General features: G+C 39.5%; 21 protein-coding genes. 16 read left to right on the top strand and 5 right to left on the bottom strand.

All coding sequences use genetic code 11. The features are described from left to right. Positions 1-874: 874 nt before the first annotated feature. From map to MUN87_RS07070, 4 genes are read left to right on the top strand one after another with little or no spacing between them, the layout of a single operon-like run. Positions 875-1636, top strand: a complete 762-nt coding sequence (map, locus tag MUN87_RS07085; protein ID WP_244747011.1) for a type I methionyl aminopeptidase — start codon at positions 875-877, stop codon at positions 1634-1636. 18 nt (positions 1637-1654) lie between these two features. After that, positions 1655-2368, top strand: a complete 714-nt coding sequence (locus MUN87_RS07080) for an AzlC family ABC transporter permease (RefSeq protein ID WP_244747010.1) — start codon at positions 1655-1657, stop codon at positions 2366-2368. Continuing rightward, positions 2365-2658, top strand: coding sequence for an AzlD domain-containing protein (locus tag MUN87_RS07075; RefSeq protein ID WP_244747009.1), 294 nt, complete (start codon positions 2365-2367; stop codon positions 2656-2658). The genes MUN87_RS07080 and MUN87_RS07075 overlap by 4 nt, the downstream gene beginning before the upstream one ends. Before the next feature lie 20 nt (positions 2659-2678). Continuing rightward, complete coding sequence (locus MUN87_RS07070; RefSeq protein ID WP_244747008.1) at positions 2679-3224, top strand: GNAT family N-acetyltransferase; 546 nt, start codon at positions 2679-2681, stop codon at positions 3222-3224. Positions 3225-3233: 9 nt separating this feature from the next. Here the strand turns inward: MUN87_RS07070 and MUN87_RS07065 are convergent, their stop codons facing one another. Beyond that, positions 3234-4112 carry a cation diffusion facilitator family transporter gene (locus MUN87_RS07065; protein WP_244747007.1) on the bottom strand — a complete coding sequence of 293 codons (879 nt, stop codon included), beginning with the start codon at positions 4110-4112 and terminating at the stop codon, positions 3234-3236. Positions 4113-4332: 220 nt separating this feature from the next. Here MUN87_RS07065 and MUN87_RS07060 point away from each other — a divergent pair, with 220 nt between their 5' ends. The 6 genes from MUN87_RS07060 to MUN87_RS07035 all read left to right on the top strand — a co-directional run bounded on the left by MUN87_RS07060 (position 4333) and on the right by MUN87_RS07035 (position 8830). After that, positions 4333-4578 carry an IDEAL domain-containing protein gene (locus MUN87_RS07060; RefSeq protein ID WP_244747006.1) on the top strand — a complete coding sequence of 82 codons (246 nt, stop codon included), beginning with the start codon at positions 4333-4335 and terminating at the stop codon, positions 4576-4578. A 126-nt stretch (positions 4579-4704) separates the two neighbouring features. Then, positions 4705-5505, top strand: coding sequence for a M15 family metallopeptidase (locus MUN87_RS07055; protein WP_244747005.1), 801 nt, complete (start codon positions 4705-4707; stop codon positions 5503-5505). Positions 5506-5809: 304 nt separating this feature from the next. Continuing rightward, positions 5810-6670, top strand: coding sequence for a sporulation peptidase YabG (yabG, locus tag MUN87_RS07050; RefSeq protein ID WP_244747004.1), 861 nt, complete (start codon positions 5810-5812; stop codon positions 6668-6670). A gap of 124 nt (positions 6671-6794) precedes the next feature. Next, positions 6795-8180 (top strand): class II fumarate hydratase, encoded by a 1386-nt coding sequence (gene fumC, locus MUN87_RS07045; RefSeq protein WP_244747003.1) that lies wholly within the window; start codon positions 6795-6797, stop codon positions 8178-8180. Positions 8181-8276: 96 nt separating this feature from the next. Further along, the gene (locus MUN87_RS07040) at positions 8277-8477 is read left to right on the top strand and encodes an alpha/beta-type small acid-soluble spore protein (RefSeq protein WP_244747002.1); all 201 of its coding nucleotides are present in this window, start codon (positions 8277-8279) and stop codon (positions 8475-8477) included. A 95-nt stretch (positions 8478-8572) separates the two neighbouring features. Further along, positions 8573-8830, top strand: a complete 258-nt coding sequence (locus MUN87_RS07035) for a hypothetical protein (protein ID WP_244747001.1) — start codon at positions 8573-8575, stop codon at positions 8828-8830. 843 nt (positions 8831-9673) lie between these two features. On the opposite strand, the gene MUN87_RS07030 is transcribed toward MUN87_RS07035, so the two are convergent. The 4 genes from MUN87_RS07030 to MUN87_RS07015 all read right to left on the bottom strand — a co-directional run bounded on the left by MUN87_RS07030 (position 9674) and on the right by MUN87_RS07015 (position 13543). Beyond that, positions 9674-10774 carry an ABC transporter ATP-binding protein gene (locus MUN87_RS07030; RefSeq protein WP_244747000.1) on the bottom strand — a complete coding sequence of 367 codons (1101 nt, stop codon included), beginning with the start codon at positions 10772-10774 and terminating at the stop codon, positions 9674-9676. 204 nt (positions 10775-10978) lie between these two features. Then, entirely contained in the window at positions 10979-11872 is an 894-nt protein-coding gene (locus MUN87_RS07025; protein WP_244746999.1) for a PucR family transcriptional regulator, read from the bottom strand. A gap of 193 nt (positions 11873-12065) precedes the next feature. Continuing rightward, positions 12066-12257, bottom strand: coding sequence for a hypothetical protein (locus tag MUN87_RS07020; RefSeq protein WP_244746998.1), 192 nt, complete (start codon positions 12255-12257; stop codon positions 12066-12068). 44 nt (positions 12258-12301) lie between these two features. After that, positions 12302-13543, bottom strand: coding sequence for a YheC/YheD family protein (locus tag MUN87_RS07015; RefSeq protein WP_244746997.1), 1242 nt, complete (start codon positions 13541-13543; stop codon positions 12302-12304). Positions 13544-13669: 126 nt separating this feature from the next. Between MUN87_RS07015 and MUN87_RS07010 the strand changes: the two genes are divergently transcribed. The 6 genes from MUN87_RS07010 (at position 13670) to MUN87_RS06985 (ending at position 21040) form a co-directional block, all read left to right on the top strand. After that, positions 13670-14338 carry a haloacid dehalogenase type II gene (locus MUN87_RS07010; protein ID WP_244746996.1) on the top strand — a complete coding sequence of 223 codons (669 nt, stop codon included), beginning with the start codon at positions 13670-13672 and terminating at the stop codon, positions 14336-14338. 18 nt (positions 14339-14356) lie between these two features. Then, the gene (locus MUN87_RS07005; protein WP_244746995.1) at positions 14357-15481 is read left to right on the top strand and encodes a DUF445 domain-containing protein; all 1125 of its coding nucleotides are present in this window, start codon (positions 14357-14359) and stop codon (positions 15479-15481) included. A 74-nt stretch (positions 15482-15555) separates the two neighbouring features. Beyond that, the gene (locus MUN87_RS07000) at positions 15556-15909 is read left to right on the top strand and encodes a YlbF/YmcA family competence regulator (RefSeq protein ID WP_244746994.1); all 354 of its coding nucleotides are present in this window, start codon (positions 15556-15558) and stop codon (positions 15907-15909) included. A gap of 733 nt (positions 15910-16642) precedes the next feature. After that, complete coding sequence (gene ltrA, locus MUN87_RS06995) at positions 16643-17971, top strand: group II intron reverse transcriptase/maturase (RefSeq protein WP_244746993.1); 1329 nt, start codon at positions 16643-16645, stop codon at positions 17969-17971. A 917-nt stretch (positions 17972-18888) separates the two neighbouring features. Next, a complete protein-coding gene (locus MUN87_RS06990; RefSeq protein WP_244746992.1) occupies positions 18889-19788 on the top strand; it encodes an ABC transporter ATP-binding protein in 900 nt (299 codons plus the stop codon). Beyond that, the gene (locus tag MUN87_RS06985; protein ID WP_244746991.1) at positions 19781-21040 is read left to right on the top strand and encodes an ABC transporter permease; all 1260 of its coding nucleotides are present in this window, start codon (positions 19781-19783) and stop codon (positions 21038-21040) included. Before MUN87_RS06990 ends, MUN87_RS06985 begins: the two co-directional genes overlap by 8 nt. Positions 21041-21067: the final 27 nt, after the last annotated feature.

Genomic DNA, 21067 nt, shown 5'->3' with positions numbered 1-21067 from the left:
GCTTACTAACAGGAACAACCAATTCCACGCATGGCCCAGAAACAAGGCGAATTCCTGCATCGCCCTGCGTAAAAAAAGAAGAAGTTGAGTTCCTGTAATATGGATTATGTCAACAAAGTCTGTATTACAGAATGATCATTTTGATAGGTTTCATCTGCTTAGCAAAGCTCCGGAAATAGGCTCCGCGTCCTGTGGGCACGGCTTCAGATAGGCTACTACTTGAAATAACATCTGGGCTGCCTTGTGCCGAGGAAGCTTACCTCGAAGCGATACTAGAAGACACATGCACAGACCAAGTGGATCTTCAGCTCGCGCTGAGGCATGAGGAGTCTCCGCCTATTTCCTGCGCTTGAGGGAAGTACTACATCATGTGAAATAGCTAAAAGCAGTGGATCTAGGCATTATGTTATTCATTCAATTGCTGTTATATATATACAGTGATCAATATGCTATCTCTTACAAAAGTTGTAGAGCCCATATCCTAGCGTAGGCCAACCACGGAGACTCCCGCGGGACCAGGCAGGTGCTGAAGATCCACTTTGTAAAGTGACCTTCTTTACAAAGTTAGCTTCAGCCGTGCCCCGCAGGACGCGGAGTGGTTGGACGTAGCGGTATCCTAGCACATTAAATATCTCAATATGGATACTCGGCTACCAATTGTTAGTTAACATAATCCATATTATAGGTAGTTGTTTATTATTTGTCGTAGTTAGAACCGTAGTTTTCCCAGGGCGAAAGATTAAAGCTTATCGTTACATACTAGGCTAAATTATTAAAGCCAGTAATGAGTTATTTGTTGCACATCTTTTTCGCAAAATATGATAAACTTTAAAGAGACGAAATTTAGGTGTTGGGTTTAGAAAGGAAGTATTACATGATTACACGAAAAAGCAAACGTGAAATAGAAATGATGCACGAAGCAGGTAAGTTACTAGCTCGTTGCCATAAGGAGATTGCCAAACGAATCGTTCCTGGCGTGACAACGAAAGAGATTGATGTTTTTGTTGAGAAGTATTTAGCGGAGCACGGCGCAACGCCAGAGCAAAAAGGATATAATGGTTATCAATTTGCAACATGCGCCTCCATTAATGATGAGATTTGTCATGGGTTTCCAAGAGATGAAAAACTCGTAAAAGGTGACCTGGTGACGATTGATATGGTTGTGAATTTAAATGGCGGCCTAGCTGACAGTGCTTGGACTTATGTTGTAGGCGAACCAGATGAAAAGACTGCAAGATTATTAGAGGTTACCAAAACTTCATTATATAAAGGGATTGAACAAGCAATGCCCGGAAATCGAATCGGTGATATTGGCCACGCCATTCAGCAATATGCCGAAGCGGAAGGTTTCTCTGTAGTACGAGAATTTACAGGTCATGGAATCGGACCAACTATTCATGAAGATCCAAAAATCCCGCATTACGGGTTAGCTGGCAAAGGGCCTCGATTGAAAGAGGGCACAGTGATTACAATTGAACCAATGATCAATGAAGGTGCCTGGCAAAGTAAAATGGATGATAACAATTGGACGGCTCGAACAATTGATGGAGAACGATCTGCCCAATTTGAACATACGTTGGTGATTTCCAAAGAAGGTCCTATTATTCTGACAGATCAGGATCATTTGGAAGATTAACAAATTGGTTAGAAGCCGATGCAGTTAGAAAACAAAAATCAGATTACCATGCAAATCCGAGATGGCGTCATTGCTGGTTCACCAATCGTGATTGGCTATTTACCAATTGCTATTGCGTTTGGGGTTCTGGCGCGACAAGCAGGGATTTCCTTATTAGAATTAACGAGCATGAGCCTTCTCGTTTTTGCTGGAGCTGCTCAATTTATGGCAGCTGGTATGATTGGCTTAGGGGTCAGTGCAATAGAGATTATTATTGCTACCTTTGTTCTTAACCTGCGACATTTTGTCATGGCATTATCATTTGTACACCAGTTGCAGCATATTCCGTTAAAATGGAAAGGAACTTTGTCGATTGGGGTGACAGATGAAACATTCTCCGTCTCCTCTATTTATAAACATAAAGCAGAGCAAGCATATTGTCATCTGTTTTACGGTACGATTATCCTTACTTCATATGCGTCATGGGTGTTTGGTTCATTTTTAGGTGGTGTTTTGGGAGATGTCATTCCAGAACAATTAACACAAAGTATGGGTGTGGCACTTTATGCCATGTTTATTGGCTTACTAGTTCCATCTGTGCGAAAATATAAGCGCATTGCCGTCGTTAGTGTCTGTGCAATGCTGATTAATTACCTGCTTAGTCCGTTGATCGGACAAGGATGGGGAATCGTTGCAGGTACGATATTGGGTGCAGTAGTTGGCATCTTCGTACTGGAGGAAGAGAAAATATGATTTGGTTGATTATTATTGGAATGGCTGTTGTTACCGTTTTACCACGGGTTGTTCCAGCGTATATCGTTGATTTCATCCAATTTCCTAGTTGGATGAATAAATGGTTGAAAGCGATACCATTTGCGGCATTGGGAGCTTTGATTTTTCCAGGTATTATGACAGTCATCCCCGAGAAGCCGTATGCAGGTGTGTTTGCTGGACTTGTTGCAATATTAGCAGCATGGTTTCGAGTTCATGTGATCGGTGTAGTGGCCATTGCGATTATTACTGTATATCTTTTTACCATATAATAAATGTTAGGGTGTTGACCATGTATGAGATTAGAAAAGCACGACCAGAAGATGCGAAAGCAATAGCAGAAGTTCATGTACAGAGTTGGAAGGCTACCTATCAGGAATTATTAGATGAACAGGATATATCTAATACAACGATAGAGCATCGTCAAATATTATGGGAGACGGTATTGAAATTGCCTCGCAAGCAGCAGCCGGTTACGGTAATAGAAGAAAATGGTTCGATCGTCGGTTTTATTTCAGGCGGTAAAGAACGAACAGATCGATTTGGTTATGATGGTGAAATCTATGCGATATATTTATTACCAACCCATCAGAGAAAAGGTTTGGGTAAACAATTATTAACAGCATTTACTGAAGAAATGAAGGAATTAGGTTATCATTCTTTATTAGTTTGGGTGTTAACGAAAAATCCAACCCATCAATTCTATCTGCAACTTGGCGCTCAACGGATTGAGCAAGAACAGACAACAATCGGCCAAGGTACTTATCAGGAAACCGCTTATGGCTTTAACAGTCTAAACGGCTTACTAGCAGCGTTAATGACGAAAGAAAGACAGTAGTGACGTTCACTACTGTCTTTCGTCTTCATATGGTTCAATATGAATGTGGGCATGTGGCACATCGTGTTTTTCTTTTAATTCTTCTTCAATATGATCGGTTATTTCATGACTTTGCTCCACGGTCATCAGTGGATCAACATAAATAGTTGCTTCGATCAACGCCTGATTGCCGTGCAGGCGACCTTTGACATCTTTAATATCCATTACGTCTGGGTGGGTATCGATGCTTTCTTTAATTTCATTCAGTTCATTGGGATGGAATCCATCTGTTAAAGTATGAGTTGCTTCTCTAAAAATATCCCAAGCGGTTTTACAAATGATTAATCCTACAATTGCGCCGGCCAGGGGATCGAGCCAATAGAGATGGAACTGTGCTCCGATAATACCAATAAAGGCACCGATACTTACAAGTGCATCCGACTTATTATCTTGGGCTGCGGCTTGTAAGGCGGAACTGTTAATTTTCTTCCCTAATCGCAAATTATATCGATAAACGAACAGCATCACGATAGCTGCACCTAGTGCTGTCCAGGCAGTTAACATATCTGGCTGGGAAAAATCTTGTGCGATTATACTACGTACGGTATCGATTAACACTTGTATGCCGATGGTGATCATGATAAAGGATGCAATGAGCGATGCGATCATCTCTGCTCGAAAATGTCCATAATGATGATCATCATCGGGTGGTTTTCTGGAAATCTTTAATCCGACCAGAACAGCAACGGACGCGATGACATCCGTTGCGTTATTTAAACCATCAGCACGTAAAGCGGAAGAATCCCCAATGGAAGCAACCACTAATTTACTGATCGCGAGAAGGATATAGGTAAAGATGCTAAGCCATGCCCCTTTTTCTCCTTCTTTATATTTTGAATATGGGTCCATAATTTTCCTCCGTTGCTACTGCTTGTATGAATACTTTATCAAATAAAAGTGGATAACGTCTACTTATAAGTGTCCCCCTAAATGAAAAAAAGTTACCTAAAATGAGAATGGACAGGTTTATTTTACCCATTTTTAGGGAAAATGTTAAATAACCTATTAACATTCTTAACATTTCATCATAAAATGTTATTTAAATAGAGTAAAAAGGGAGGCGTGCTCCATGAAGAAACATAAGGTAAGTTATCAATTGAAAGTGTTTAGCATGAATCAGAAACAGGTACTTAAAGCCAAACGAGAAATACCTTTCGAAATTCAGTTAGCATCTCAGTTAGTTTTAGACGATCTTTGTTTTAGTTGGAATAAGGCACGCTTAGAAGAGAAGATAAATCAATCTATTGACGATAACGATAAAGAAGCTTTTGACGTATTGAGTAAGGCCTATAGCAGTTATATATGGGAATCATAGTATATCCTCCCCGTTGTTTTGAATGACGGGGAGTTTTTCTGTCATAGGTCTCTGCATCTATATAGAAATAAGCGAAGATATGTTATAGTAAAGAAGGTGTTTTTTTAAAAAGAAAGGGTAATATGGATGAGAAAATACATTATTTTATTATTGCTGATTGCATTTGTCACTGTTGTCAGTGGTTGCCAGCAGGAGCAGTACTCAGCAGAAAATACGGACAAGTCGACTATTAATACGGAGCACAAAAGTGAGCCAGTATCACTGATGGAAGAAGAAGATAATGAGCAAGAAAATGATTCCTCGTCAGAAGAGGACAATGAAGCTGATAATCAAGATGCATTAGAAGTAGTTGATAATCCTACAAGTGTTTCCATAGTAGTGAATAAGCAGCGAAAATTACCAGATGGTTATGAACCACCAGACTTAGTGGAAGCAGATGTATCCTATTATGCACCAGAAGGAGATCCGAAGCGCTTAATACGCGAGGAAGCTGCCGGTGCGTTAGAATCATTATTCGCAGCTGCGAAACAGGAAGGTCTAGAGTTGGTCGCTGTTTCTGGCTATCGCTCTTACCAGCGTCAAAAAGTCATTTACGAAAATAATGTCGCAACAAATGGCCAGGAACATGCCGATAAATTTTCTGCAAGACCAGGAACAAGTGAACATCAAACAGGATTAGCTATGGATGTTGCTTCTGCAGCCTTAGTATCTGTTTTAGAACAAAGCTTTATCGAAACAGATGAAGGACAATGGCTGGAGGATCACGCACATGAATACGGCTTTATCATCCGTTATCCGGAAGGTAAAGAAGACATAACAGGCTACAGCTATGAACCATGGCACCTGCGTTACGTAGGAAAAGACATAGCCTCCGACATTTACCAGGCCCAATCAACTCTAGAAGAACATTTCGGCTTACTACCTTAACCAAGAAGTTAACGCTTCTTGGTTTTTTTGTTATAAGTAAAGAAAGTCATAGAAGTAATTATGCTAAATAGGAAAGCAGGTTCTTATATTATAGATTATGTTAAGTGGAGCTGTGTTGCCAAAAGGTAATTTTGATATAGATTTTCTGCAAGCTAGCATTACATATTCCATATGAAAAGCACTTCATAAGTTTTTAAGTAATATCCTATTTACTAAGTGATTTTGCACGATGCTGCTTAGGCAATCACCAAAACGACTGTTGTCACATAGCCTATTATTAGTAATGGCTAAATGGGGTGATTTGGTGAGATTGATGACAGGAATGCTTGTAACTAGATATTCTCATGATCACGATATTGTGTTCCGAATTAAAAATATAAACGGTGAAAAAGTTTTATTACATGGTGAAGATTTAAGGCTGGAGGCGGACGCGCCCGTTGACGATGTACGTGTGTTACCAGAAGAAGATATACGAAAGAGACAGGAAGAGATTAAAGAACAAGAAGAATATTCCTATCGCCTTTTTCGTCAGGATTATCAATTGATGAAGGAAAAAAAAGACGTAGAACATAAAAAGGAAGAGCCGCGCAATGTCCAACGGTTTCAATTGCCTGTTAAAGTTTTGCATATTGACGGGGACCGATTATATTTAAAAAAGTGTATTGAATTGTATCAGAGACTAGGATTACAGGTGCATGGCATGTATATTCCCGAAAATGAATTGCCAATCGAAATGGAAAAATTAATAAAAAAAATCCAGCCTGAAATTCTTGTCATTACTGGTCACGATGCCTATTCAGAATCCAAAGGCAGTAAGAAAGAAATTGCAGCTTATCGTAATACTCGATATTTTGTGGAAGCAGTTCGACAGGCGAGAGCATGGGCACCTAATTTAGACCAGTTGATTATTTTTGCCGGTGCCTGCCAATCACATTTTGAATCCTTAATACGTGCCGGTGCCAACTTTGCAAGTTCGCCTGATCGTGTCAACATACATGCGTTAGATCCTGTGTACATTGTGGCGAAGGTGGCGTATACCCCTTTTATGGAGAAAGTGAATGTTTATGAAGTGTTGAAAAATACATTTACAGGTGAAAAAGGATTAGGCGGGATGGAAACGAAAGGTCTGTATCGAACCGGCTTACCTTATGTAGAGACAAATTAAAATTTGTCTCTATTTTTTATGGCGAAATCGATGGTTATCAATGCGAATCAGTTAGATTTTTTGTTACAATAGAAGGGAATTACCAATCATTTTTACATAATGGAATTTAAGGGGGAGAAAGTGAATGGATTACCGTATTGAACGCGATACAATTGGCGAAATAAAAGTAGCAAGTGATAAATATTGGGGTGCACAGACACAGCGAAGTAAAGAAAATTTCCCAATTGGTAACGAAACGATGCCGAAAGAAATCATTGAAGGGTTCGCCATTTTAAAAAGAAGTGCCGCTGTCGTTAACAGTGAGCTAGGATTAATGGACAAGGTGAAAGCGGATGCGATTAAGCACGCTGCTGATCGTATTTTGGCTGGGGAATTATATGATCATTTTCCATTAGTTGTATGGCAAACCGGAAGCGGTACACAGTCGAATATGAATGTTAATGAAGTAATTGCTTTTGTCGGAAATGAATGGTTGGAAGCACAGAATAGTGATGTTACCCTTCACCCGAATGATGATGTCAATAAATCACAAAGTTCGAATGATACGTATCCAACTGCTTTACATATTGCCGCTGTCAGAAAAGTTGAAGAGGTTGTATTACCTGCTTTAACGACATTAAAGGAAACGTTAAAAGAAAAGATGGAAGCGTTTGACGATATTGTAAAAATCGGTCGTACGCACTTGCAAGATGCAACACCATTAACTCTAGGTCAGGAAATTAGTGGCTGGCACCGCATGTTAGAAAAAACAGAAGCCATGCTAAAGGATAGTATTCCATATGTGAAGGAATTAGCAATTGGCGGAACTGCGGTTGGTACAGGTCTTAATGCACATCCGGAATTTGCTGAACGAGTAACGACTCAAATCAGTGAATATACTGGTAAATCATTCGTATCCGCACCGAATAAATTTCACGCACTGACTAGCCATGATGAATTGGTTTATGCACATGGTGCGTTAAAAGGACTTGCAGCTGACTTAATGAAAATTGCTAATGATGTTCGTTGGCTTGCAAGTGGTCCGCGTTGTGGTATCGGTGAAATTAACATACCTGCTAATGAACCGGGAAGCTCAATTATGCCAGGTAAGGTCAACCCAACACAGAGTGAAGCCATTACGATGGTAGCAACACAGGTGATGGGAAATGATGCAGCGATAGGTTTTGCTGCTAGTCAAGGTAACTTTGAATTAAATGTATTTAAACCTGTGATTGCATATAATTTCTTGCAATCTGCACAACTTTTAGCAGATAGTATGCTATCCTTTAATGATCGTTGTGTCGTAGGATTAGAACCGAATCATGAACAAATTGAGAAAAATTTAAATGATTCCTTGATGTTAGTGACAGCATTAAATCCACATATCGGCTATGAAAATGCTGCAAAAATTGCGAAGAAAGCTTTTGCTGATAATACAACGCTAAAAGAAGCAGCAGTTGAACTAGAGCTGTTAACAGAGCAACAATTTGATGAATGGATCAATCCAGAAGAAATGACATATCCGAAGTAAGAAGTGCATGTGATGGATTACTAAAAATTACTAAGAAATTTAAAGCATATAGATCACTTTTTTGTCCACAATATTGTGTACAGGAGGTGATCAACGATGGCAACTAACCAATCAAATCAACTAGTTGTTCCTGGCGTAGGGCAAGCACTAGACCAAATGAAATATGAGATTGCTCAAGAATTTGGCGTAAGTTTAGGTGCAGATACAACTGCTCGTGCTAACGGTTCTGTTGGTGGTGAAATCACTAAACGTTTAGTAACAATGGCAGAACAACAATTCGGTGGAACACCAAAATAATAAGTAAAGAAACAAAAAGGGGAGACGCTTTGATGAAAGTGTCTCCCCTTTGTATCTGTCAAAGATCTCAAAAAATATCTCTTCGGAGGATGAAAATGTACATTTGCTATCTCTGTAATGGGTTAGAGAAAATGTCATATGATTGTGCAGTTTGTGGTGCACATATGTTAGATGGAGGAAAAATCGTCGATTATTATGGTGACTATTCACCGTATATGGAAATAGAGGATGCACAACTGGTGGATGGTGTACCGAATTCATCAGAATCGCATCAATGTGTTCATGTAGGGGTATGTTCAGCTTGTAATCATATGGAAGAGATTATGATAAACGAAGAAACATTTCATCAGTAATTGAATATTCCGATAAGAAAAACTTCGCCACGTCTTTTCGAGAGTGTCGAAGTTTTTCTAATCAGTCAAGAGTAGTAATCATGATGAGCTTAGTTCCTATAATATGGATTATGTCTAGCCGCTTTATGCTTAGTGGTAATTTTGAAATGATTCATGTGCTGGGATACCGCTCCGTCCAACCACTCCGCGTCCTGCGGGCCACGGCTGAAGCTAGGCTACTACAAGAAATACTCCTTTGCTGCCTTGCACCGAGGAAACCTACTTCGAAGCAATACTAGAAGACACAGGTGCAGACGTTGTGGATCTTCAGCGCCTGCATAATCCCGCGGGAGACTACGTGGTTGGCCTACGCTAAGATGTGGACTCAACAACTTTTGTAAGAGATAGCATGTTGATCACTGTATATATAACAGCAATTGAATGAATAACATAATGCCTAGATCCACTGCTTTTAGCTGTTCCATACGTTGTAGCACTTCCCTAAAGCGTAGGAAATAGGCTGAGACTCCTCATGCCTCAGCGCGAGCTGAAGATCCAATTAGTCTGTGCCTGTGTCTACTATTATCGCTTTGAAGTAAGCTTCTTCGGCACAAGGCAGCAAAGATGCTGTTCAAGTAGCAGCCTAGCTGTAGCCGTGCCCCACAGGACGCGGAGCCTATTTCCGGAGCTTTGCTACGCAGATATGTCATTTCAAAATTACTCCAGCAGTTATAAAGAGCTCCATTTTACATAATCGATATTATAGGTAGTTATATATTATTTATGTCAATTAGTATCGGTGTGTTATTCTCATAATGTAAAAAAGCGCATAGCTCAAGGAGCTATGCGCTTTGGCGTGAATTATTATTGAATACGTGCTTCAGAATCTTTATCAAAGAAGTGCGATTTGTGCATGTCGAAAGCAAGATCGATTTTTTCTCCACCGTTAATATCAGTACGAGAATCAACACGTGCTACGAATTCCTGACCATTTAACTGAGAATATAGATAAGACTCAGAACCCATTAATTCAGAAACATCGATTGTAGCAGTGATTTTCTTACCAGGGTTTGCATCTAAGAATACCGGCTCATCATGAATATCTTCCGGACGAACACCTAATACGATTTCTTTTCCGATATAACCTTGTTCACGAAGTGTTTTCATTTTGCCTTCTGGTACTTCTACTTTTGTATCACCAAGAACAATTTGTCCATCTTCTAATGTACCGTTGAAGAAGTTCATTGCTGGTGAACCGATGAAACCACCAACGAAGATATTGTTCGGTTTGTCATATACTTCTTTAGGAGCACCAACTTGCTGGATAAGACCGTCTTTTAATACAACAAGACGAGTTGCCATTGTCATCGCTTCTGTCTGATCGTGTGTAACGTAGATAGTTGTTGTTTGCAGACGGTGGTGTAATTTTTGGATTTCCGCACGCATCTGTACACGTAGTTTTGCATCAAGGTTGGATAAAGGCTCATCCATTAAGAATACTTTCGCATCACGAACGATTGCACGTCCTAAGGCAACACGCTGACGCTGACCACCGGAAAGTGCTTTTGGTTTACGATCTAAATATGCTTCAAGACCTAGGATACGAGCTGCTTCTTTTACACGACGTTCGATTTCATCTTTCTTGAACTTACGAAGTTTAAGACCGAAAGCCATGTTATCATATACGTTCATGTGTGGGTATAGTGCGTAGTTTTGGAATACCATCGCGATATCGCGGTCCTTAGGAGCAACTTCATTCATTAATTTATCATCAATGTAGAATTCTCCACCAGAGATTTCTTCAAGTCCAGCAATCATACGAAGTGTAGTTGATTTACCACAACCAGATGGACCAACGAATACGATGAACTCTTTGTCTTTAATTTCAAGGTTGAAATTGTCTACCGCTTTCCCTTCATCTTTGTTATAAACTTTGTCGATATTACGTAATGATAATTCTGCCATTATATATTCCCTCCTAAATTTTGAAAACGTTTTATCTATGGGTATAAGTTTACAGATAAAAGACAAATCCGTAAATAGAAACCGTGCACAAAAAAAGCGATTTCATTTGTGCACGGTTACAAAAGCTTGTTTACTTTATCAAAAAAGAATAGTGAACACCTCTATGAAAAACAGTAAAAGCTGATCTGGCAATAGCTGTTCGCTCTATTTGTTTCGCATCAGCAGACATAAGTATACCGCGATAGCACCTTCGAATTGCTTCACATCGATTGCTGTTTTTTCGATGAATTTGTCGACGCGATATTGCAGACTGTTACGGTGCATATACATTTTTTTTGCTGCAAGTGTTGTATTAGAGTTCGATTCTAAGAAAACTTGTACGGTTTTTAACAGTTCTTCATCGTCTCGTACTTTATGTAAAATCGAATATGTCATCAGTTTTTGTTCATTTTCTGAAATGTTTTTAGAATAAAGGTATGGAATCGCTTTGATATAATGTAGCGCTCCATGATTATATCTGCTCGTATGATGGTAGCATTTTTTGATCCATTGATATAAATCATAAGCATATTGAATATCACGAATGGTCGGACCGATAAACAATTTAATATTTATATAGAAGTCTGTCGTTAATACTTCAATAATTTCAGAATAGGATACGGCATCATCACTTGATGGTATGTCTTCCCGGATGATGACTCCTTCATGATTATTCTCCCAGAGAATCGAAGTGTGCCGCGGGAATAAACCATCGATTGCTTCGCGGAACGATTCAGGATCGACGGATTCATCTGATAAGGAAAAATAAACGAAATGGAAGGAAGCCATTTTTTCTTCGACCATTTGCTTAGGAATCTCCTGATGAAACAAGATGTCCATCCATTGTTGTTCACGGTCTGTGGTAGGAGGTTGATTTGCCTTATAGGGACTAAGCAAGATATCCAAAAGCTCAAGCTCGCGTTTCGTCAATTCTTCTTTTGGCAATCCAATAATGTCATTGTCTGGTGTCACATACCAGTTATAGGTTAGCGTATTCAATGTAGGTTCGTCATGATGGGTAATAAGATTAGGAAACATTTGCTGTAATTGTTCTAACATGTCAAAGCCTCTCTCATACATTTTTCTTCTATTATAACAAACAAAAAGAGAACTATATATGAAAACGAGACCGAGAATATATTCATGCTGCAGCTAAAAGTAAACGAAGGCCTCATGTAGTCATGAGACCTTGCTGTTTGGACCATTTTATTCAAAAATATTTCTAACGGGCAAGAATCAAAAGCAAGCCAAGTCATGGAGATTCATCTGATTCACTTGGAAATGGCTCATTTTCTTTCGGTAATTCTCGTGATTGTTCAATCTGCATTCTTCCGTGGATCGAATAGGTTGTTCCGCCAGCCATTCCCTCATTTATCATTCTGTCTACATCAAGTTCATATTCTTCTCTAGGGTCTTTTTCTTTATCGGATTTAGGCTTTGTCATTGTTGATTCCTCCTTTATTCATAGCATAGTCCAAAAGAGGAAAATCATTCAGAACGTGGTATGACCGATAAAGTATAACCAAATAATGCCGTGAAATAAGCTTGTGCTTTAGCTGCGAATGCCGGATGGTCAAACACGGACCAGCTTGGTTTGGCATGAACCTCGAGAAGCCAAAGCCTTTGTTCATTGTCAAATCCGATATCAAATCCTAATTCGCCAATTTCTCCATTTAATTTGTTCTCTAACACTTTAGCTAACGTCAGCACTACTTTCTTAATTTTCTGAGACATGTTTTTGTCAAGGATTTGATGAACAGGTATAAGTGTATTGGTTCGCGCGTCTTTACCATACAATAAAGTTAATTGCCAAGTGCGACCAAGCTGAACATAAGCACGTAGATAGGTGGGGTTGTGCTGGTAGTGTTGCAGATCAATCGCGTCTTGCACCACATAACGAGTTAGTCCATCACGAAAATGTTGTTTGCACAGCTTGGTCAAGTCAGAAAAAGTCGTCTGTTTATTGTCATGAGAAACAAGGAATTCCGCTTCTGCTACTTTTTTTAAATAAACTGGTTCAGACGTATTTTCCTGATAGGCTTGGACGTAAACAGGATGCTGTTCAAGTTTCTGCTCCAGTGTCTCTATCGAAGGGTGAAACGTGGTGTCAGGTAACAGATAGTTGACGCGATCATCACTGATTAACGATTCGTATATTTGCCATTTGTGAAAAAAATCAGGATTAAATATAATAGAAGTTGTGGTTAAATACTGCTTAACGTGTTTCACCATCACGTGTGCTTCTAATTTGCGGTTAGGAATGCGATTGTAGATGACAGGTGGAATTTCTGTGTGCATTGGTTTCCATTGATTTTTCCATACAAAACCGGTCAAACTTTTAGAAGTGGATGCGACTTGCTGATAACTGAACAAAATCGTTTCAAAGCCTAATGTATGCCCAATTCGTGCCATTTCCTGAAATAACCGTTCATTGTTGAGCTGTTGTGGAGCCCGGTGGACAAAGACACCAAGTGGATAATAGAGAAATAATTCCGTCATATCCATATCGATCATCATTTTACTATGTTTCCTGATATGGAAGTGTTCCATGATCGCAGAGGATAAATATATCGTATGATCATTACGTTGATGACTTAAGATGTCACAGGGAATTTTTTGCATACCATGTTGGAGAGTGGTGCAATCTTTAATAGAAGCATAGAACTGTTTCGGCACAATCAGACGGTTTTTATTATTTGGATAAGACTTCATTTCAAATAAAGAACGCACGGTTGGCACCTTCTTTCGTCAATCTGCAAAAGTTAATTCATTATATGCGGCAAATAACTGTACTATACATAAGCGAAAAAGGGTATTATTCGGAATGGATACTATTTTTTGGAGGGTGTACGACATATGAATACAACCATTAAAGCACTTGTCTTCGATGTTTACGGGACATTATTTGATGTATATTCTGTAGAAGCAAAATGTGATGATATATTTGGAGAGAAAGGGAAAGAAGTGAGTATTCTTTGGCGCAGAAAGCAATTGGAATATTCATTTCTTCGACAACTAATGGGACAGTACCAGCCATTTAAGCAGATTACGGAAGAGGCATTGATCTATGCTGTACAGTATTATGATCTGGAATACAATGACCGCCAGATTCAAGAATTGATGGAGGCTTATACAACCTTAAAGCATAATCCGGAAGTCATCGATGTACTGGAAAAAATGAAGGATAAGCAGCTGGCCGTTTTTTCGAATGGCTCAAGGGATATGCTAGAGCCTCTTATTGAGCAAGCCGGTTTATCAAATTATTTTGATGCGATTATAAGTGTGGATGACATCAAACAATATAAACCAACTCCGGCTTCTTATACGTATGCACTAAATGTATTAGGTGTGGAGCGGGAAGAAGTATTGTTTATGTCATCAAATGGCTGGGATATTTCCGGAGCGAAAAATTTTGGTTTTCAAACCGCATGGATTAATCGGGGGCATACGCCGGCTGAAGTATTGAACTTAGCCCCAGATCGAGAATATGATGATTTGCGCGGTATTCTTGAATGGAGAGAATGAGAAAGGTGGTAAAACAGATTGGATGATATCATAACGATTGTTGTGATGGTTGTTATCGGTGCATTTATCGGTGGTTTGACGAACTCTATCGCTATTAAAATGCTGTTTCGACCATACGAAGCAAAATACATTGGTAAGTGGAAGGTTCCTTTTACACCAGGCGTTATCCCGAAAAGACGAGATCAATTAGCGAAACAGCTTGGTGAATTAGTAGTAAAGCATTTGCTGACGAGAGAGAGCATCGAATTAAAGTTAACTGAACCTGAACTAAAGCAACAAGTACAACGCAAATTAGAAAAAGAATGGGATCGTTTCATGGAGAAAGAACAGTCTGTGCATCAGCTGGCGGAGAGGTACAATCTGCCTGTCGACGATCACCAGATAAAAACAGTTATTGCGGATAAGGTTGTGGACCAGCTGGACTGGTTTTTGCAGGAAAATAAAAAAAAGCCACTAAAAAATTGGCTAGCATCAGCTGTCTCTGACCAAGACGTTGATGCTGCAGCACGGTTACTGCGTATCAAGGTGATGGAGTTATTAAATAAAGAAGAGACACAGGAGAAGATGGAATCGATTATTAAGCAATATGCTGCTTCGAAAGGGTTTCTGGGAAATATGGTATTATCGATGTTTTCGAGTGATGAACTCGCCGTCAAAATCCAGAGGCTGGTGACCGAATACTTGCAATCGCAAGATGGAGCGCAATGGCTAAAGCAGGCTGTTGCGAAAGAATGGGAAGTATTGTTGGACAAAGAATTAGAAATCATTGAACCATTTTTTGCAAAAGCCGATACACAGCATGTCATAAAGGGATTAATTATCGACAATATACCTGCTGAAGAATGGCTGGATCAGCCTGTTCAAGTTTACCTGACTCCTTTTTCAAATCAGATAAAGGAAAAGGTGTTACCGGTACTTGTGGAACAGCTTTTTGTGAAATTGGCAGAGGGCGTTCCGTCTATGCTTTCTCAACTGGGTATTGAAAAAATGGTGGAACAGCAAGTAGCATCGTTTCCAACAGCAAGATTAGAGGAAATTATTCTATCCATCTCACGAAAAGAATTTAAATTAATTACGTATCTGGGTGCCCTTCTAGGTGGTTTTATTGGGTTATTTCAGGCCATTCTCTTTATCGTGTTTTAAAACTCTGTTATAGTGGTAAAGAAACATGTAAGAGTTTTTGCATGAAGGCAACTTAATTAGGAGGATTTCAATTTATGTCAAAAGTTTATGACACAGCACACGAACTAGAAAAAGCTATTGCAGAAAGCGAAGAGTATCAGGATTTAAAAGCAGCTTACGATAAAGTAATGAGTGATCCAAACTCTAAGCAAATGTTCGATAATTTCCGTAACACGCAATTAGAATTACAGCAAAAACAAATGCAAGGTATGGAAATTACCGAAGAAGAAGTAGAAAAAGCAAAGCAAGTAGTAGAACTTGTTCAACAACATGAAGATATTTCTAAGTTAATGGAAGAAGAACAACGTGTGAACGTGTTAATTAACGATCTTAGCAGAATCATTACGAAACCACTAGAAGAACTTTATGGTGCCAACGAGCAACAATAAATAGTACAAAAACTGCAGCAAAGCGCTGCAGTTTTTTTTGACTGGTGAAAAGTATAAAAGTATAGTCACAGCAATAATCCAGTGAAGATGAAGCTGAGTTCCTATAATATGGATTATGTAAAGTTGATCTGTGTTGCCAAATGGTAATTTTTATATAGATTATCTGCTTAGCAAAGCTCCGGAAATAGGCTCCGCGTCCTGTGGGCACGGCTTCAGGTGCGACCGAGCGTAGGTCGCAACATATAGCGGGTGGGATTCCCGTCAAGTAAGAACTAACCATTCACTTGTATCGAGTCTTGGAGGGTTATGTGGCAACACATGCCTTTAAGCGTAGACAGTGAGGTAACGGGCCGAAAACCATAGTGTTGAAGGGATAGAGCTTCGAAATGTGCCCAAAATCGAGAAGGTCGATGTGTTCTGAAGCACAGAAGACAACATTATCATCCACGTTAGAGGTGAGAGGATGATAACTTCTCCGGAGTCGGTGACCTTGGCACGTTACACATGGATATGTTGCGGCAACTCGGGAGATCCTTTAGGTCTCTCTGAACGGAAATACTTCAGAAGAGTAATGACGAACAAGCGATAATAAAGTGAGGGCTGTCAAATGCTTAAGGGAAGTCGGATAACGGTATAGTACCAATGAAATCGGGTAATGCCGATGGAGGAAAGCCCGTTACCTGTCATCAACCTTGCGAGGGAAACATGATCCATACACAGAGGTGGAATTATTATGGAAACGAAACTTAATAGGATAACAGAATCAGCGAAAAAGGATAAGAACTTTGCATTCACATCCTTAGTACATCTGCTTAATGAGAACAATCTCAAACAATGTCACGATCAACTACCCAAGGACAAAGCAGTAGGTGTGAGAGAAGTGACAAAGGGCGATTATGAAAGACAATTGGATCGTAATATTGAAAACTTAGTGGATCGCTTAAAGAAAATGGCTTATCGACCAGTACCAGTTAAACGCACGTATATTGATAAGCCAGGTTCGAAGAAGAAAAGACCTTTAGGTATTCCAGACCACGAGGACAAAATCGTTCAAAAGGGAATCACTAGAATACTAAACGCTATCTATGAGAATGACTTTCTGGATTGTTCTTTTGGCTTTCGCCCGCAGAGAAACTGTCATGATGCATTAAAGGTACTTAATGTATATATCGAGAAGCGCAAGACCAATTATATAGTAGATGCAGATATTAAGGGATTCTTTGATAATGTAAGTCATGATTGGATGATGAAATTCCTTCAACATCGTATTCAAGACCCGAAACTTCTACAAATTATAGCTCGATTCCTAAAAGGCGGCTATATGGAGGAAGGGAAATACTTTGATGCGGAAAAAGGAACACCACAAGGTGGCGTCATCTCTCCGATATTAGCGAACGTATATTTACATTACGTCCTTGATCTTTGGTTTGAAAAGACCGTCAAGAAGCAATGTAGGGGACAAGCCTATATGGTGAGGTTTGCGGATGACTTTGTTTGTTGCTTTCAATACAGAGAAGATGCCGAACGATTTTATGGAGCGCTCCTTCATCGACTGCATAAATTTGACTTAGAAGTAGCAGAGGAGAAAACGAAGATTATTTCGGTTGGTCCCTATGCGATGAGAGATGCGAAGCGTAAAGGCAAGAAAAAGCCGTCCACGTTCGATTTTCTTGGTTTTACCCATTACTGCGGAAAGAGCAAGAAAGGCAACTTTCGCGTAAAGAGGAAAACTAGTAACAAGAAGGTGCGATCCAAGCTGAAGAAACAAAAAGCTTGGCTGAAAGCACATCGAACGATGGACATCAAAGACATCATGTATAAAATGTACCAATCACTAGTAGGGTATTACAATTATTATTGTATCACGGATAATTATCACACTGTGGAACAATTTCTATATAAAGTGGAACAACTGATATACAAATGGATGAATCGCAGAAGTCAGCGAAAATCCTTCAGTTGGGATAAATTTCAACTATTTCTACAGAAGTACCCGTTGCCGCTACCCACCATCAAGGTCAGTATCTATGACTTACGATCCCATATCAAGTATATTCTGTGAAAGATGATAGGAGGAGCCGTGTGCGTAAATAGCGCTCGCACGGATCTGTGAGGAGGGAGGAATACTCTAGCAAAGAAGGGTATTCCCGCTTACTCGACCTAACTTATGAAAGAAAATTCTTTTCTTTCATAAGTGGATCTTCAGCTCGCGCTGATACCACGGGAGTCTCCGCCTATTTCCTACGCTTTCGGGAAGTGCTACAACGTATGGAACAGCAAAAAGCAGCGGTTCTAAGCATTTTTCAATAGCTATTATATATGTATACGATCAATATACTAGCTCTTACAAAAATTGTAGAGCCCCCATCCTAGCGTAGGCCAACCACGGAGACTCCCGCGGGATTGTGCAGGTGCTGGAGATCCACTTTGTGAAGCGTTCTTCTTCACAAAGTTAGCTCCAGCCGTGCCCCGCAGGACGCGGAGTGGTTGGACGGAGCGGTATCCTAGCACATTAAATATCTCAATATAGATGCTTGGCTAGCGATGGCTAGTTTACATAATCCATATTATGGGTAGTTGTATATTGTTTTGTTAGTTAGGACCGGGTGAACTTTCCCGGCTTTCCTTAACTTCGGGGCAGGGTGGAAATGTTACAGACAAAGAATAAGAAGATGTGAATTATATGAAGTGGAACTGCATGTCGATGTGATTATTTTGCCAGATTATATACGTATCAAAGCTTCTGATAATTGCTCCGCATTCTGTAATTACAGTTTATTATCATTCCTTATGCTAGGCTATTATATACGTTGTATCGAGATTTGTATGGTTAAAAAAGAAAGGAGCCAAATGTATAGTGTTGCCTGGCTTTACGTCAAGTTTTTCTTTATGCGAAATCTAGCATATAATAAATTACAGAACCAAATGAAACTTTTTTAAGCGCTAAGTCGTATTACTAGTAGAAGGGAGAGAAGAGCGATGACATTAAAATTAGAGAATGTGACGAAGAGGTTCGGACAGTTTACGGCTGTTGATAACCTGTCTATCGAAATTCCGGAGAAGAATATCTTTGGTTTTCTCGGTGCGAATGGGGCCGGCAAAACGACGACCTTTCGAATGATTCTGAATTTGATTGATCAAACTTCAGGGAGCATTACATGGAATGGAGAAACGATTGATTACAGCAAAAGTGACGTAATCGGCTATTTACCGGAGGAGCGAGGTTTATACCCGAAGCTTAAGGTGCGCGACCAGTTAATTTATTTAGGTAAATTACGAGGTATGAACAAGAAGGACGTTCTCGAAGAATTGACGAAATGGTTAGATCGGTTAAAAGTGCCGCAATATCTCGATAAGAAAGTAGAAGAATTATCAAAAGGAAACCAGCAAAAAATTCAATTTATTTCTGCCGTTATACATAAGCCGAAATTGTTGATTTTGGATGAGCCATTTACCGGGTTAGACCCTGTCAATGTCGAAATGTTAAAAGAAGCAGTCGTTGAATTAAAAGAATCCGGTACCTCGATCGTCTTTTCTTCACATCGGATGGAACATGTGGAAGAGCTTTGTCAGCATTTATGTATGATGCAGCATGGTAAACCAATCCTGCACGGAAACATTCGCGAAATTAAGCGTTCATTCGGAAAGAAAAATTTAACCGTTCAAGCGGATTTTGATTTATCATTTGTTGAACAAATACCTGGTGTTGTAAAAGTTAAACATGTACACGACGGTGTTTGGTGCCAGATCGAAAACGAGGATGTCTCGCAGCGTGTGTTACAGGAAATCACCAACAAAGGTTTTGTACGTAAGTTTGAGTTGGATGAACCGAGTCTGAACGACATATTCATTGAGAAAGCAGGTGAGTCTTATGAATAAGTTTTGGACCGTATTTGGTCACACCTATTTGTCAAAAGTTAAATCGAAATCATTTATTATCACTACTGCTATTTTTCTTGTATTCATTGTCGCTTTTTCCAATATTCAATCTATCATGGAGATGTTCAACTCAGAGGATACAGATCGTGTAGCGGTTGTATCTGAGCAAACAGAATTGGTGGATGTCCTTTCTGAAAGATTGGAATCTGACGTAGAATTAGAATCGTTCGATGGCACATTAGACGAAGCGAAAGAAGCTGTAACGAATGAAGATTACACAGCTGCGTTAGTAATCGAAGAAACGGAAGATGGATTACCTGGCGCAACTTACTATAGTACAGATTATTCTAACCAAGCCCTGCAAGGTTCATTAGAAAATCAATTACAGCAGATTAAAGTAGAAATGGCTACTAACCAATCAGGCATTGATCCGACGATTATCGCTTCTATCTATGAACCCGTGCAGTTTGAGAATGAGTTAATTGCTACAGGTGATGGAAGTACTGATGATGTAAAAACGGAAGAAGAACTAAGCGGCGCACGTGGTCTGGTATATGTTATCTTATTTTTACTATACTTTGCGGTTATCACCTATGGAAATATGATCGCCATGGATATCGCCAACGAAAAAACGTCGAGAGTGATGGAAATATTAATTTCAAGTTCTTCACCCGTCAGTCAAATGTTTGCAAAGATTCTAGGTATTGGTCTCGTAGGTTTAACGCAAATTGTAGCATTTTTAGCAGTTGGTTATATTATGATTACGCAGAAACAAGATCAATTTGCCGGGGAATTTTTTGAAACCTTTGGCTTATCTGATATTAATATCGCGACTTTTGTGTACGCGATCATCTTTTTCCTATTAGGCTATTTCCTCTACGCTACACTGTCCGCGATGCTTGGTTCATTGGTAAGCAGAACGGAAGATGTGCAGCAATTGATGATGCCTGTTATTTTATTAATTGTAGCAGCCTTCATGATTTCGATGTTTGGCTTAAGTTCACCAGATTCAACGTTTGTAGTTGTTTCATCTTATATTCCATTTTTCTCACCGATGGCCATGTTCTTGCGAGTTGGTTTACTCGATATTGCCATATGGGAAGTGGGACTAAGCATATTAATTTTAATTGCTTCCATCATTATTTTTGCCGTAATTGGAGCAAAAATTTATCGAGGCGGCGTTCTCATGTACGGCCCATCGTCTTCTCTAAAAGACTTCAAAAAAGCATTACAGTTATCTAAAAAAGATTAATGAAGAGCTATTTCGCTGTTGCGAAAT

This window comes from Gracilibacillus salinarum (genome assembly GCF_022919575.1).
Classification (GTDB): domain Bacteria; phylum Bacillota; class Bacilli; order Bacillales; family Amphibacillaceae; genus Gracilibacillus; species Gracilibacillus salinarum.
This window is presented reverse-complemented; position numbering and strand designations above follow the sequence as displayed.

Excerpts from the sequence above, each read along its gene's own strand:
- ltrA (WP_244746993.1), top strand. The coding sequence starts at position 16,643 with ATGGAAACGAAACTTAATAGGATAACAGAATCAGCGAAAAAGGATAAG.
- MUN87_RS07025 (WP_244746999.1), bottom strand. The coding sequence starts at position 11,872 with ATGTTAGAACAATTACAGCAAATGTTTCCTAATCTTATTACCCATCAT.
- MUN87_RS06985 (WP_244746991.1), top strand. The coding sequence starts at position 19,781 with ATGAATAAGTTTTGGACCGTATTTGGTCACACCTATTTGTCAAAAGTT.
- MUN87_RS07035 (WP_244747001.1), top strand. The coding sequence starts at position 8,573 with ATGTACATTTGCTATCTCTGTAATGGGTTAGAGAAAATGTCATATGAT.
- MUN87_RS07040 (WP_244747002.1), top strand. The coding sequence starts at position 8,277 with ATGGCAACTAACCAATCAAATCAACTAGTTGTTCCTGGCGTAGGGCAA.
- MUN87_RS07030 (WP_244747000.1), bottom strand. The coding sequence starts at position 10,774 with ATGGCAGAATTATCATTACGTAATATCGACAAAGTTTATAACAAAGAT.
- MUN87_RS07060 (WP_244747006.1), top strand. The coding sequence starts at position 4,333 with ATGAAGAAACATAAGGTAAGTTATCAATTGAAAGTGTTTAGCATGAAT.
- MUN87_RS07010 (WP_244746996.1), top strand. The coding sequence starts at position 13,670 with ATGAATACAACCATTAAAGCACTTGTCTTCGATGTTTACGGGACATTA.
- MUN87_RS07020 (WP_244746998.1), bottom strand. The coding sequence starts at position 12,257 with ATGACAAAGCCTAAATCCGATAAAGAAAAAGACCCTAGAGAAGAATAT.
- MUN87_RS07055 (WP_244747005.1), top strand. The coding sequence starts at position 4,705 with ATGAGAAAATACATTATTTTATTATTGCTGATTGCATTTGTCACTGTT.
- MUN87_RS07065 (WP_244747007.1), bottom strand. The coding sequence starts at position 4,112 with ATGGACCCATATTCAAAATATAAAGAAGGAGAAAAAGGGGCATGGCTT.
- map (WP_244747011.1), top strand. The coding sequence starts at position 875 with ATGATTACACGAAAAAGCAAACGTGAAATAGAAATGATGCACGAAGCA.
- MUN87_RS07070 (WP_244747008.1), top strand. The coding sequence starts at position 2,679 with ATGTATGAGATTAGAAAAGCACGACCAGAAGATGCGAAAGCAATAGCA.
- MUN87_RS06990 (WP_244746992.1), top strand. The coding sequence starts at position 18,889 with ATGACATTAAAATTAGAGAATGTGACGAAGAGGTTCGGACAGTTTACG.
- fumC (WP_244747003.1), top strand. The coding sequence starts at position 6,795 with ATGGATTACCGTATTGAACGCGATACAATTGGCGAAATAAAAGTAGCA.
- MUN87_RS07000 (WP_244746994.1), top strand. The coding sequence starts at position 15,556 with ATGTCAAAAGTTTATGACACAGCACACGAACTAGAAAAAGCTATTGCA.
- MUN87_RS07075 (WP_244747009.1), top strand. The coding sequence starts at position 2,365 with ATGATTTGGTTGATTATTATTGGAATGGCTGTTGTTACCGTTTTACCA.
- MUN87_RS07080 (WP_244747010.1), top strand. The coding sequence starts at position 1,655 with ATGCAGTTAGAAAACAAAAATCAGATTACCATGCAAATCCGAGATGGC.